Origin of the sequence: Nonomuraea sp. NEAU-A123, from assembly GCF_018603905.1 — a bacterium.
Lineage (GTDB): Bacteria > Actinomycetota > Actinomycetes > Streptosporangiales > Streptosporangiaceae > Nonomuraea.
This window is the reverse complement of the sequence record NZ_JAHFZZ010000001.1, coordinates 222,235-236,793: the sequence shown is the minus strand read 5'-3', so window position 1 is coordinate 236,793 and position 14,559 is coordinate 222,235. Positions and strand designations below refer to the sequence as shown.

Below are 14,559 nucleotides of genomic sequence, written 5' to 3'. Positions count from 1 at the left end.
AGCCTAACGACGCAAACTTTACGACGCTCAGTAAGCTCTCAGGGAACCGTTAACCGTTCGTGACGTCACGGTTTGTCGCCAGGAGCAGTATGGCCACCCGGCATCACCATCGTCGGGAGAAACGCCGAATAAGCACAGTATCGGGCAAAGTGATGAGAAACACCGGGAGGCTCGGGAATATGGCCCGTACGTACGACATCGTGCTGTTCGGCGCGAGCGGATTCACCGGGGCGCTCACCGCGGCCTACCTCGCCAAAACGGCCGGGCCCGAGGTGCGCTGGGCACTGGCCGGACGGGACCGGGCCAAGCTGGAACGGCTCGGCCTCAACGCTCCGATCCTGGTCGCCGACGCCACCGACCCCGCCTCACTGGCCGCGATCGCCCGCGAGGCGCGCGTCGTCGTCACGACCGTCGGCCCCTATATCCGTTACGGAGAGCCGCTCGTGGCCGCCTGCGCCGAGGCGGGCACCCACTATCTGGACCTGACCGGCGAGGCCGAGTTCGTGGACCGGATGTACGTCCGCTACCACCGGCTGGCCACCACGACGGGCGCCAAGCTCGTGCACGCGTGCGGCTTCGACTCGATCCCCTACGACCTGGGCGTGCTGTTCACGGTCGGCCAGTTGCCGGAGCACGTGCCGCTCAAGGTCAGTGGGTTCCTCAGGAGTGAGATGCGGGCGTCCGGAGGCACGCGGGCCTCCGCGATGACGATCGTCTCGCGCCCCCTGCAGCTCCTCGACGCGGCGGCGCGGCGGCGCGCGGCCGAACCGCGAACACCGGGCCGCCGGATCAGCTCCCTGCCCGGCGGGCTGCGTTACGTCGGCGGCTGGGCGCTACCGATGCCCAGCCTCGACCCGCAGATCGTCGGCCGCTCGGCCCGCCTGCTCGACCGCTACGGGCCCGACTTCACCTACCGCCAGTACTACGCCGTCAAGGGCCTGCCCGCCGCGCTCGCGGTGGCGGCGGGAGCGGGGACGATAGCGGCTCTCGCGCAGATCGCCCCGGTACGCGACTGGATGGCGGGCCGCATCAAGCCGGGCGACGGGCCCACCCCCGAGCAGCGGGCCCGCAACTGGTTCAAGATCACCTTCCTCGGCGAGGGCGGCGGACGGCGAGTCGTCACCGAAGTCGCGGGCGGCGACCCCGGCTACGACGAGACGGCCAAGATGCTCAGCGAGTCGGCGCTATGCCTGGCCTTCGACGACGTGCCGGAGATCGCGGGCCAGGTCACCACCGCGTCCGCGATGGGCCGCCCGCTGATCGACCGCCTACGCCGGGCAGGCATCACGTTCAGTACGCGAGAGCCCACGTCTTGAAGGACGACCGCAGGAACGGCGTCTTGAACTTGGGGAAGGCCACGGTCGCCGGGTCGCCGTCCGAGGTGTAGCGCATGTCCGGGTTGCTCTTCAGCCAGTCGAGCCAGGCCACGGAGCAGAACTGCACGCAGTCGCCCTTCTTGTCCATGGCCCTGATGCGCGGGATGCCCAGCGGGTCGAAGGACTTGCTGAACGGCGCGGGCGCGGGCGTGTAACCGGCCAGGAAGACACCGCTGTGGTCGTAGGCCACATCGCCGAGCTTGCCGTGCATGGCCCACTTCTTGTTGTGCGGCTGGTTCCCGTACGGCAGGGCCAGGGTCACCGGCTTGGCGGCGCCCAAGGAGGTGATCATCGTCTGGATGGTGGCGATCTGCTCCTCGACCTCCTTCTCCGACCGGGAGTGCAGGTTGATGTGGTCACGCGTGTGGTTGCCGATGTCGAACCCGTTGTCCTTGAGCCACAGCAGCATCTGCGCCTGCTCATCGTGCTCGGTCTTGCCGAACATGTCGCGGGTGACGTACATCGTGGCCACCGGCCGGAAGCCGGGATTCTTCGCCGCCACGTCGCGCAGGATGCCGATGGCGGTGTCCGGCGCCAGGTTGCCCATCTCGTCCAGCGTGAGCTGTGACGGCGAGGAGTCGTCGAAGGTCAGCACGACGGCGTGCTTGCCCGCCGGGATGTCGATCTTCCCGGTGACGAACTCGGCGGCGGTGATCGGTACGTACCCATCCTTGACCAGGCGCTCGAGGTCGCCCCTGAACTGCTCGGGAGTCCGGTCGTCAGTGGTCGCGGGGCTCTTGATGACCCGGTGGAACATCAGCACCGGGATCTGCCCCAGCTCGTTGGCCTTCACCTTGGCGGCGGCCGCCATTTTGGCCGCCTTGACCTGCTGCAGCTTCGCCGCCATGTCGGCCTTGGTGGTCACGGGCCGCTTGGCCGGCTCCGAACCGCAGCCGCACACGACCGCCGTGACCGCGATCAGCCCCACCCCACTCAAAAGACGCAATCGCATCCGAACTCCCTGGGACGCCTATGACTGTTACCAGGGACTCTTACCCATTGAATCGTCTCGACCACGTTCTGTGACAGCCAAGAGATGTTCTGGAGAACGCGAAAGGGCCGCCCGAGGGCGGCCCTCCACGTAGAGGAAGATCAGGCCATCTTCTTCTTGAGGGACTGTCAAACGGCCTCACCGATCTGGACAGCACCGACAGAAGGTTGCGCTGACCTGGACCGCCGCCGTCATCGCCGATCAACTTCTGTCATCGTTGAGCCACCTCGGACGGCCCAGAGACGGCCCACCTCCACCCGAGCCGAGGGCCGAGGGCCGAGCCTGATGCTGCGAGAGGTGCTGCCGTCAATAGCAGTGGTGCGGCAGTCGCTCGCGGCCCAGGCCCCTCGCCGCTCACCACGAGGCGAGGGCATCACATCATGAGTGCTCGGACGGAGCCCCGGGGCAGGCACCCTCCCGGCTACGGCTCAAACGCGGGCCATGGGCTCGTGGCGCTGTGGTCAGCCCGTGACGTGGCCAGCTACATCCACCTGGCGATGGCCGGCGCCCAACGGCTTGGCCACCGAGTCGCCCTCTACAACACCTCTTTCGGCCCTGCCGCCGTGGCGACACAGGAGACCCACGCCTACACGGTGCTGCGGGAGCCAGCCAAGGCGCTACGAGCCGCCCGGCGCATCATGCCCGGAGATCTGACCGGCATCGCCTACGGTCGGCACCTGCTGGACGTCGGACAGGCGCACCTTGACAACCGGCACCTGGCCGCCGCTACCGAACGGCTGATGGAGGCCCGCTCTCAATCGGTGGTGTGGTTCCGCCACCAGACAGTTGCCCGCCAGCTAGTGGAGAGCATCCGAGAGAGGGAGACGCGCCCTTCGGCGGCCATTCGGTCACTGGCCAGCACCCTCGACATCTGAAGTAGGACACGGCGTCCTGGTCATCTGAGGCTGTCAGCACAGGTAGGACACGCCGTCCATGGAGAATGGTCACTCAGAGTCATAGCTTCACTACATGACTTTCCGGGACATGCTCTCGCTGCTGGCCGCCGGGATCCGCTGGCGCGTCGAGCCGTCGCCACGCTCCTCCTGCACACCGCAGGGAAACCTCCTTGGGGACGGCGATGGCTTCTACGCCTGGGGCATCACGAACGGGAGTAGACGCGGAGCGTGTGGCGTCACCAGGGAGTACCAGCGCGCTACCGCCAGGCTGCTTGAGGCTCTGCTGGCATCAGCGCCAGGGGCAAAGGGCACGATCTGGTGTATCCGCCTTGACCTCGCAGCGCGACACCCGAGCTATCAGTGAGGCTTTTGCATCCCCCTGGTGGCGGGTTGCTGGTCACAGCATGATCGCGAGCCTGGTGTTCGCCTGACGACGTAAGAAACCCCTGGTAGATGGATTGATCACCACAACCAGATCCGTCACAACCAGGGGCCTCGGATGCTTTTCTATCGTGCCGCCGTCGATTTGTCGCGTTCAACGCTGAACTACGTCGCCGGCGTGATCCGCCGGCATCGCAAGGCGATCGGGTCGGCCTGGCGGCGGCTCAACCCGGGGCAGCAGGCGCTGCTGGTGCTGGTCTACCTGCGCAAGGGCGAGACGTTCACCGAACTCGGGGCCGGGTTCGAGGTGTCGACGGCGACCGCGTGGCGGTATGTGGAGGAGACGGTCGCGCTGTTGTCGGCCCGCTCACCAAAGCTCGGACAGGCGCTGCGCAAGGCGAAGCGGGACGGGCTGCATTACCTGGTGCTGGACGGCACCCTGATCCGCACCGACCGCGTCGCCGCCGATCGGCCGTACTTCTCCGGCAAGCACCGTGTACACGGAATGAACGTCCAGGTCATCGCCTCACCGAACGGGACGATCCTGTGGACCTCCGGAGCGCTGCCCGGCAAAGCCCACGATCTGAGCGCCGCCCGTATCTGGGGCATCCTGCGCGCGCTGGAGACGGCCGGGGTCATCACCCTGGCCGACAAGGCGTATCAGGGGGCCGAAGGTCCGGTGCTCACTCCATACAAGGGCAAGAACAAGCCGGACTCCCAGAAGCAGGCCAACCGCGCCCACGCCAAGCTTCGGGGTCCCGGTGAACGAGCGAACGCCCAGCTGAAGAGCTGGAAGATCCTCCACAAGCTACGCTGCAGCCCCAGCAAGGCCGGCCACCTGTGCAAGGCCATCGCTGTCCTTCAGAATCACCGAGTTGCGCAGGCAGCGTGAGGATGAAAAGCATTCAGTACGGGCCTGCCTTGATGCATGTACGCCGTGACAACGTGACCGGCGAGCTTGTGTTCGAGCGCGCCGGATGAAGTCTTCACGTCACCAAGACGCACCATGGGAACCGTACGTCCCGAGAGGTCGTATCCGCGTGACAGAAATGTCCTGCTGCGAGACGTATGAGTAGGCATGCCCCGGCAGACAGTTCTTGATCTTCCGCCACAGCAAGGACGGCCACCAGGAGAGCGCCAGAGCGCCAGAGCGCCAGAGGACGTTACGGCGAAGCGCGCCTTGTGTGGGCGCTCGATCAAGGCGCTGCCAAAGTCACTCGACTGGATCTACCTGAGAGGCTCTGCGCGCTCGTTCCCGTGTCCGCTCAATTTCCGAAGTTTCCCAACGCCTATGGATCTGCAGAAACGCATCTAAGCACAGAGAGACGGTTCGGAGACAGATTCCTGGACTTCGTCACCACGGCCCCCTGCCTACTCATCCAGCGCAGGCGAGGCCAAGGTGACCAGGGCCAAGGCCCTCAAACGCAGCCGATAAGCCGCGCCAACCTCGACCCCCTTCGAGAGATCATCGTCTGCAGCCATAAACAACCCAGACCAGTCAGTCACCCCCACATTTTGCGCCTGAGCCACACCCATCTGACCGTTGACGATGATGAATTCTTTGGCAGGAAAAGACCATCCACTCTCGATTGCTGTAGAGCGTGCAGCCCCCTCGCAAGCAGCCCGACGTCCCTTTCACGGCCATGCGACGATCATCTCGCAGAGAATCAAAATTAACACATAGAGACCTGCACATGGAATTCTCGCATGAGATTCATAATTGAATCCAAGAATTCATCACCCAGCGATCTTCTGGACGCCTGGCAATCCTGCCAAACGATCTTGACTAGTGCCCCCTCTCCGTAATCCGAGGACATACAATCAGCAAGCGCATCGAGATTTGACCCGAAGTATCCGCCAGGGCCGTTAACCGCCTCTCCCAGCGCGCAGTAAAACCCCGGAATGGTAAGAATCTGCGCGCCATCCAAATGCGCGACCTCATCAGTGCCATAGCGAGCAGCTCTGCGCTTTAAGGCAAACCAAGAGTTCTGAACGACATGCAGCCAGGCATCCTGGTAGCTCATCGGCCGTTGAATCCATTCGCCCTTTAGCAAGGCAACATCCGACGCCCAGCGCCTCCAGATTTCCGCAGCCTCCGGATACTCGCAGCGATTGCCGAAGCAACGGTACGAGACTCTCGAACGCGCACCTTCTTCGGCTTCGAAGCCTACATCGCCAAGCACTGCCCGCCCGATGAAGTACTCACCAATCTTCCTGCGTCGAAAGTTCACAATCTCTAGGACTGCGTCTTCAGTTCTCCGTCTGCCTTTTCTCACCTCGTGGATTCCTTGGAACACCACTTCCTGCGACGACTCTGGCAGCTCAACGAAAAAGCCAAATACCTCTTCAGCTGCAACGAGCACGTCCCGAGACTCTTCCTCAAGGACTACATAAAGCGGAAAATCCGCAGCACGCGTCATGGAATTCTACCCGCACATGTCATCTTCGTAGCCGAACTGATGTAGCAACACCTAGAAGACCGCTACACCAGTTAACCAATAGTGTTTAGGACTACCATCCCGAATCGGGAAAATGAGGGGCACTGAAGCGTTCAATTTTTACGTAATGCGTAGACGTCCATCCATATACCTTTGTGCCGTTATTCAATGTTTTAACCAGGATTCTATCAGAATTTGGCCTTCCGGGCACGGCATACTCTTTGGCGCCTTTCCACCATGCGTGCTCACGCCCCTCGTATGTGTTGTGCGATGCGATTCTTCCCGCCTTAACATCGTCATACGCTGAGGCGATCTTGTAGTTCATACCATGGGGCAGAAGGCTCGACAGTTTTCCCTTCGCACACTCGGTGTTGTGAACCAGGACGTCAGCCGCCCCTACGCCGACATAGTAGGTGTGGATGTCAGAGACGGTCAGATTGTAGACCTGTCGTGTTGCAGTCCACCTCTTGACAGTACCAATCTGAATCCAGGTACCTGTAGATGTTTGGAGCAACTGGCCAGGGCGAAGAGCAGCTGCGTCGATCCACTTTTGTAGGGATGGAATCCAGAATGGATGGCCTGCAGTTGCGGTTATCGATGTATCTTGGGTCTTCGTGAAGCCTTCGGGGCTGAGAGTAATCTCGACCAGATCCTTCGTGCCAGCGCCACTTATGAGGGCTGTCACTTTCTTGGTCGCCGATTCGCCGGTGGACGGATTTGCGGCTACGACTTTGTCGCCAACGCGGACGTCCTCAATTGGTTTGCGTTGCCCGTCTGCCAGCAGCACCAAGGTTCCCGGCACAAAGCTGTTTTTGCATACCTTCCCGGCAAGCTCAGCCGCCTTTTCTATTTTGGGAATTTTGGTGGCTATCTTGCCTAACGCTTTAGCGGCACCAGCGGCTACGGCTTCCCCTGGAATGAAGTTGGAAAGAAATAGCAGACAAGAGGAGAAACTGCCCGCTACACAGCGATCAGCGTCGTCGAAGAAGAAGTCGATGGAGCCGTCTAGAATGTCCCAGAACCACTGTTTCTTCGAATTCTTGCTATAGGCAATCCCCTTCTGATCTATAAGGCTTTCCCAGAGTGGGCCCGCTAGTTTGAGCTCCACAGCCAAGCGATCACACGTTGGAGTGCCAACTGCTTCCCGGAAAATGCAACCCTTAAAGAAAGTCTTAACATCTTGAGCCGTTTGCGCCGCCTTCTGTATTGCTTTGCATGTTTTGCTGCCCAGCGCCTTGATGCAGCCGTTCTTGCTCATCCCGCTGTCAGAGAGTGCAGGCTTTCCTGCTGAGCCACCACTTGGCGAAACTTCCTGCAGTCGCAACTGCATCCATTTTGCCATGATCTGTTGTGGGTCTTTGTCGGCGTATGCCATTGCCACAATTTTGTCTCTGGTGCTCTTCGACGACTGCCAGTAGCCGTCCCATATCTCCATTCCGTTGGGGAGAACCTTCTGCCACTTCATTTCTTCTTCGGTCATGACCGAGACCGTGCGGGAAAGGTCGGCCGCGACGCATCCCCAGATGTCGCAGGCGATCGGGCCGCTGCCTCCACCGATTCCGCAGCTTCCGATGCATTGGCCGCCGCTTCCACCGCTATCTCCGGTAAAGATTCCGTGTTGGGCGTAGGTATCGGCGACGGTTTGGCCGTCATAGCCGGAGTTGTAGCTGCCCCAGCTGTCCATTTGGGTGGTGTAGTGGCCGGTGGGGTCGGTGCCGGTGAGGGGGGAGGCGTTGGCGTAGGTGTAGCGGTTAGCCTGCACCGACGGGTTCGGATCCAGCGTCGCGGTGTCGCGGCTGGCGAAGTTACCGGTGCCGGGTTGATACCAGCGGGCGTGCATGTTGACCTTGCCGGTGTCCGGGTCGGTATATTCGCCCTGGTAGCCGAGGGTGGTCTTGACGCCAGTTTGGGCAGTGACGGTGCCGAACGGGTCATATGCGGTGGTGGTGGCCAGCGCGGTGGTGCTGTAGGTGGCGACCAGGTCGCCGTGCAGGTCGGTCAGGGTGGCCAGGGCGGGGTTGGTGCCCTCTTGCTGGCCGAGGAGTGTGCCTCCTGCGTCGCGGCCGTATTTGGCCTGGATGGCGCCGCTACTGTCGGTCACGGCGGCCAGGTCGTTGCTCAGTCCGGCGTAGGCGAAATTCTGCTTGGCCGCCCCCTTGATGCGCGAGTTGACGCGGTCGAGGGCGTCGTAGCTGTACAGCGAGTCGCCGTCGGCGATGAGGCGGTCGAAGGCGTCGAAGGTGTAGTTGGTGGTGGCGCCGGCTTTGGTTTCCGTGGCCAGCGTGCCGCGCGGGGTGTAGGTGTAGGTGATGCCGTCGCCTGAGGTGAGGCGGTTGCGTTCGTCATAGGCGTAGGTCTTGGTGCCGGCCTTGGTGCGGTTGCCGGACTTGTCCCACTCGTAGGCGGTGGTGGCGCCGCCGGGGGCGGTCCAGGAGGTGAGGCGGCCGGCGTGATCGTAGCCGTAGGTGTTGGTACCCGCTCCAGCCAGGCCTGCGGTGGTCTTCGTGGTGAGGTTATCGTCCTTGTCCCAGCCGTAGGTGATCTTGGCGAGTTGGGTGCCGGTGCTGCTGCCCTTGCGCAGCGTCTGGGAGTCCAGCCGGTCGGCGTAGTCATAGGTGAAGATCTGGGTGTCGACCGTGGTGGTGCCGGTGGTGGCGGTCAGCGAGGACAGGTTGTTGGCCGTGTCGTAGGCGTAGGTGAGTTTGCGGCCGGTGACCGGGTCGGTGGCGGTTGCGGCCCGGTTGTTGGCGTCCCAGGTGAAGGTGGCGGTGCCGGCGGCGTCCACGCGCTGGGTGGGGTTGCCGAGGCCGTCGTAGGTGTAGCCGGTCAGCTGGGTGGTGCCGCGTTTGATCGACAGGGGCAGGGTGCGGTCGTTGTAGTCGACGGTGAGGTCGCCGATGGTGGTGGGGCGGTCGGCCAGGTCGTAGCCGAAGGTGCGCTCCGCGGTGGCGGCACCGCCGCCCGCTCCGCTCTCCTTGGTGAGCCGTCCGAGGTGGTCGAAAGTGCGGTCGATGCGCACCCCGCCGGGCTGGATGACCACATTGGGGTTGCCGGCCGCGTCATAGCCGGTGGTCCAGGTGCGGTCGGCGGGGTCCGGGTGGGCGGTGGTGGCCGGTTCAGTGACCGTTTCGGCCAGGGCGAGGCTGTTGTAGGTGGTCCAGGTGGCGTTGCCGCGGCCGTCGGTGAGGCGGGTGCGGGCGCCGGTGGCGTCGTAGCCGAAGCCGGTGGTGATCGAGTCAGTGGCCGAGATCGGCTCGATCAGTGAGGTGACGCGGTTGAGCGCGTCGAAGGTCTGCCGGGTGGTATGGCCCTCGCCGGAAGTGACGCTGGTCTGGTTGCCGGCCGGGTCGTAGCCGGCGCTGGTGGTGCGCCGGATGGTCGCGCCTTCCAGGTCCTGGGCGGCGATCTTGCGGCCGGCCAGGTCGTACTCAGCGGTGGTGGAGTTGCCCCGCCCGTCAGCGCTCTTGGTCAGGCGGCCGGCCAGGTCGTACTTCATCGTGGTGGTGATCGCCGTGGCCGTGCCCTGCGCGACGATCTGCGTCTCGACCTCCCCGGCCGTATTCGGCGAGTAGTCGGTGGTCTTGTTGCCGGGGGCGACCGTCTTGGTGAGGAAGCCGGCCTGGTTGTAGGTCAGGTTGGTGGTGTAGGCGGCCGCGGCGGGCTTGCGCTCGATCTGGGTTTGGGTGACCTGACGGCCCAGGTCGTCGTAGGTGGCCTCGCTGCGAGCGCCGGTCGGGTCGACGGTGGCCCGCTTCGCGCCGTCCATGTAGTACTCGATGATCGAGCGGCCTGGGGTCTGGCCGTCTGGGGCGGGGTCGGTGATGCGGACCTGGCGGCCGAGCTTGTCGTACTCGAACGTCGTGACGTAGCCGCGCGGGTCGGTGGTGGTGATCAGCTGACCGGCCGTGTCGTAGCCATAGGCGGTGGTGGGGGTGATGGCGGTGCCGCCGGGCGGGGTGTAGCTGGGGGCGCTCTGGCTGGTCAGTCGGCCGGCCTTGTCGAAGACCGAGGTGACCGTACGGCCCTCGGCGTCGGTTTCGTGGGTCTTGGTGCCGAGCGTGTTGTAGCCGAAGTGGGCGGTGGGGTGGGCATCGCTGGAGGTGCCGGCCTCGTCCACCTTGACCTGTGGGCCGCTTGCCTCGATCAGCCGGCCGAGCGCGTCGTAGCGCATGGTGGTGGTGAAGTCGGCCGCGTTCGCGCCGGTGGCGTTGCCGCGCGGGTCGGTGCCGGCGATGGCCAAGCCACGATCGTCATAGGTAGTGGTGGAGACCAGGTCCTGATCACCATTCTCCACCGTGGTCTTGATGACCTGGTTGACCTTGTTGTAGGCGTACTCGGTGATTTCGGCGCGACTGGATCCGGTGCCGGTACGAGTCGTCTTGAGCACGTTGCCGTTGGCGTCGTAGACGAAGGCCGTCTTGCGGGCCAGGCCGGCGGGGTCGAAGGTCTGCGAGGTCAGCCCACTGGCGGCGTCGTAGACGAAGGCCGTGGTGATGGCCTTGTCGCCGCCGGTGACCAGCTTGATCTCATTGCCCGCCGCGTCGTAGGTGTGGTCCTCCAACACCACGTCCTCCGTGGTGTTGGTCGAGCCGTTCAACTTGACGTCGTCGGCGATCTTCTGGTCTAACCGGTTGTCCATGAAGTACGTGAACGTGGTCTTGCGGAGCATCTCGTCGACCCTGGACACCAGCCGCCCGCCAGCGTCGTAGGTGAATGACTCCAGTACCACGTCCTTGGCCGGCTCCGGGTTGACGGGACTGCCAGTCCAGCCCTTCAGCGTGCGCTTGGTCAGCTCTCCACGATCGCTGTAGCCGTAATCGATCACCGCGCCGCGCGCGTCCGTCATGGTCGCCAGCAGGCCCCGGGTGTTCCAGCCCTGACGGGCTACGCCGCCGCCCGGATCGGTGACGGTCGCGACCTTGCCGTGCGTGTCGTAGGTGTAGACGGTTGAACGCTCGGCGTCGCCGCCGGTCAGGTCGGCGATCGTCTCGCTCAGCTTGTTGCCGTCCGGATCGTAGGCGAGCGTGGTGCGCTTGGTGTGTGTGGCCCCGGAGACCTCGTTTTTCACCCCTGGATCGGTTTGCGTCAAGGGACGGCCCACACCGTCGTAGGTAAAGGTGGTCTTCACGCCGTTCGGGTTCGCCTGCGACACCTCGGACTTCTCGCGGACGCGACCGAGGGCGTCATAGGTCAGCTTGACCAGCAGGCCCTCAGGATTGGTCTGCTCGGCCAAGTCACCAGCCGCCGTGTACCGGTAAGTCCACGCGTAGCCTCTGGCATCGGTCTGAGAGGCGACCAGGCCTGCGGGAGTGGTCCCACCGCCGATCGCCGACTCAGTGCCGTCGGTAAAGCTCATGCTGATCGAACGGCCATTGGGGAAATCGGATGTTGCGGGGGAAGTCTGCTTCGTTGACTCCCCGTACTGGTTATACTCCCAGGTGGTGACGTAGGTGTTGTCCGTGGAACTGGACGAGCGGGCATCCCGATTAGTCAGCATGCGGTCGTTACGCGGGTCGAACTCGTCGTTCTTGTTCAGGTAGTACGTGGCATAGGCGATCTGGCAGTCGAGCGTGGTGGTCCGGCAGCTCTTGCCGCTGACCGGATTGCCCCGCTCATCGTTGGCCTGCGTGGTGACGTTGTCATTGGGGTCGATCACCTGTGCCAGGAATCCGCCGGTGTCGTAGTCGTAGCTGGCCTCTCCGCCGACCTGATCGGTTACCGAGACCAGCCGGCCGCCACGCCACATGCTGTGCACACTGGTGATCTTCTTGCCGTTCGGGTCGGTCACCTCAATGGTGGACTTTCCCTCATCCGCGTCGATGACCGGCTCACCGATCTGCCAGGTGCCGCCGTGCTGGTCGGTGTGGGTCTTGATCCGGTCCGTCGCCGGGTCGTAGGTGTTCTCCGCCCACACCCGGCCGGACGGCAAGGTTGTCTTCGTCAGCTTGTTGGGCGCCTCCAGGCGGGCTGCGTAATGCGCCTGGATCTCCGCCTGCGTCAAGGGCCGGTCGTAGATCGCCGCCTCATCCAGCTGGCCGCGGAAACCGCTGCTCTCAGAGGGCCAGCGGAAACCGAGCTGCCCGCCGGCGAACTGCGCCGCCGGCTGCCATGATTCCTCCCGCGTGGACTGCAGCACGCCCACCGACTGTCCATCCAGATACAGCCGGTCGGTTCCGTTTTCGGCTGTCAGGACCACGTGGTGCCACTGGCCGTTGTTCACCGTGGCCGCGGTGGTGATCGGCGTGTACCAGTCGTCCACATCCCCACCGAGCGCTCGGAATTGCGCACGCAGCTTGCCATCGGTGCCAACGTAGATCGCCGAAGATGAGCTTCCCATCTCGCCGGCGGAGAAGATCACGCCGGGTTGCGTGGTCTTGAACCACACCTCCACCGAAGCCTGTCCCGCCAGCCTGCCGACCACGTTGGGCTTCAGCTGGATGCCACCGGTCGCCAGGCCGCCGAAGGTGAAACCGACCGAGGCGTCAGCGGTTCCGGCCAGCGCGCCAGGCTGCCGCAGTGTGGGGTCGTTATAGGTCGCCGGGCCCGCGCCCCAGCCGAGGCCGGCCGCCTCGGTGCCCGTGGCCTCGTTCAGGCGCCAATATCCGTACGGGTCAGAATCGAGCGCTTGCGGCCGGTACACCGACCCGCTGCCGTAGCCGTAGGTGGTGCAGTTCGGCGCCGTCACCGGCGAGCACGAGGCCGTCAGCCGATCTCCGTCGTACTGATACGACCAGGTCAACGCCGCGCCATCCACGGGATCCGTCGAGACAGTGGTGACGTGGTTCCCCGTCCAGCCGAACCGCAACGACCGGCCGCCGGTGGCGGTCACCGATGCCAGCTTGCCGTCGGTCCCGTACGCCACATCCTGCGTACGACCACGACCGTCACGCACCTTCAGCAACCGCCCGGCCGCATCGAACACATACGTCGTCGACGACTGATCCATCAACCGCCAGCCGCCACCGGTCTGCGCGGCCAGCGCGGCATGCATACCCGGCGGAGACTGGAAAGTGCCGTCACCATTGGCCGCAAAACGCAGAACCTGACCAGTAGGCCAGGTGACCAGCAGCGCTCCCGTCTCTTGGGCGATCCGCATGTCCCAGCGCGTGGACCACCCGGCGCCGAACATCCCGTCCACGCGCGCGTCCAGCGTGTTGTAGGTGCGTACGACCGACAGCGGCGGACCGGCCGTCGCCACGGACGCGTCGGCGAACGTGGTCGTGTAATTGCCGTCCAGTTGCTGAAACTCCTGGCCGCTCACGCCTCGAGCCGCCAGTTGCGAACCCACCACGGGCTGTTTCACTCCGGTGGTGAACGAGTTCACCACCGACTCGGTCTCCGCCAGCGTGCCGCGATCCTTGGCCGTCACCCGCCAGAAGTACTGCTTGCCCCATGCCAGCTTGCCCGCGGGCACCTGCCAGGTGTTGATGTCGCTCAACACCGCGGACGAGAAACACCCGGCCAGCATCGAGCCGTCCCGGCACACCTTGAAGGTGTAATCGATGCCGTTATCGCTGGTCACATACACGACCAGCAACGGGGTCCTGGTCCCGACCAGCGCGAAATCCAACGGGAACATGTCCTCGATCACAGGCGAGCAGCAGGCGGCGTCCAAACTCTCGGCACGAGCCACCCCGCCTGGCAGCGCCCGCTCATCATCGGCCGCTGCCGGCGCCCGATCCCCGCGTTGGCGTTCGAGCGGCAACGCACCCTTGGGCCACTCGCCCTTGGTGGCCTTGACAGGACCCGTCGCCGACTTGGTGCCGAGCACGTCGCGCGTCGGCAGCAGGCCCCATTCACCAACCATCTGCTTCGGCGTCACGGGCATTGCCTGCGCCTGCTCCGCCTCGCTAGCCCCTAGCGCCTGCGCAGACGGAGGAAGGACGGCCAGCGTCGCCCCAGCCATGATCACCACGAGGGCCGCCACCGCACACGAACGAGCCAAAGCCAGCAATCGGCGCATACGCCGTCACACTCCGAACCACGCGGGGCACCTCACGATGCCGGACGAAGCCCCAGCTCAGCGGCACGAACCCGAAGGCCCCCGACCGTGAGGCTCGGAGCATGATCCCAAACGGACTGAGCGTAAGCTGCACATAAAACGGACACAAGATCGATTTGTGTGATCAATCGTGACGGATTGCAACTTTCCTCATGATCACGCCCATATGGCGACGCGTGTGCGCACGAGAGGCGAAGAACCGACGGATCATCCAGCCATATGAGCCCAGGATCGTTCGCCAGCGGCGCTGCAGATGTTCAATGATCATCTGCAGCGAGCACATGAGAGCAGCGGGGAGCTACCCACTGGCCATGGCGCAAACGGCGACAAGCGCAGGATCCTACTTTGTGGCGGCTGGTGCGTTACGCCGTGTCGCATGCAGCCGATGCCGCGTGCGCTCGCCAACCTCTATGCCTAGCACAATCCGCAGAATACAGACTGGACAGGTAACGGCAGGCCACGAGGCCTCAGGCCG

6 protein-coding genes are annotated in these 14,559 nt (G+C 64.1%); 3 read left to right on the top strand and 3 right to left on the bottom strand.

The window, feature by feature from the left end; genetic code table 11:
- The first annotated feature begins 179 nt into the window (after nucleotides 1–179).
- The gene (locus tag KLK06_RS01170) at nucleotides 180–1,316 is read left to right on the top strand and encodes a trans-acting enoyl reductase family protein (protein WP_214633368.1); all 1,137 of its coding nucleotides are present in this window, start codon (nucleotides 180–182) and stop codon (nucleotides 1,314–1,316) included.
- Here KLK06_RS01170 and KLK06_RS01165 read toward each other — a convergent pair.
- On the bottom strand, nucleotides 1,291–2,328 hold the full coding sequence (locus KLK06_RS01165; RefSeq protein ID WP_214633367.1) for a polysaccharide deacetylase family protein: 1,038 nt from the start codon (nucleotides 2,326–2,328) through the stop codon (nucleotides 1,291–1,293). The genes KLK06_RS01170 and KLK06_RS01165 overlap by 26 nt on opposite strands.
- A gap of 419 nt (nucleotides 2,329–2,747) precedes the next feature.
- On the opposite strand from KLK06_RS01165, the gene KLK06_RS01160 reads away from it, so the two are divergent.
- Together KLK06_RS01160 and KLK06_RS01155 are read left to right on the top strand one after the other, a co-directional pair.
- Nucleotides 2,748–3,242, top strand: a complete 495-nt coding sequence (locus KLK06_RS01160) for a hypothetical protein (RefSeq protein ID WP_214633366.1) — start codon at nucleotides 2,748–2,750, stop codon at nucleotides 3,240–3,242.
- A gap of 520 nt (nucleotides 3,243–3,762) precedes the next feature.
- Nucleotides 3,763–4,536, top strand: coding sequence for a transposase family protein (locus tag KLK06_RS01155; RefSeq protein ID WP_214633365.1), 774 nt, complete (start codon nucleotides 3,763–3,765; stop codon nucleotides 4,534–4,536).
- A gap of 781 nt (nucleotides 4,537–5,317) precedes the next feature.
- On the opposite strand, the gene KLK06_RS01150 is transcribed toward KLK06_RS01155, so the two are convergent.
- Nucleotides 5,318–6,064: a barstar family protein gene (locus tag KLK06_RS01150; RefSeq protein ID WP_214633364.1), complete on the bottom strand. Its 747-nt coding sequence runs from the start codon at nucleotides 6,062–6,064 to the stop codon at nucleotides 5,318–5,320.
- Nucleotides 6,065–6,155: 91 nt separating this feature from the next.
- Nucleotides 6,156–14,045: a LamG-like jellyroll fold domain-containing protein gene (locus tag KLK06_RS01145; RefSeq protein WP_214633363.1), complete on the bottom strand. Its 7,890-nt coding sequence runs from the start codon at nucleotides 14,043–14,045 to the stop codon at nucleotides 6,156–6,158.
- Between the last annotated feature and the right edge of the window lie 514 nt (nucleotides 14,046–14,559).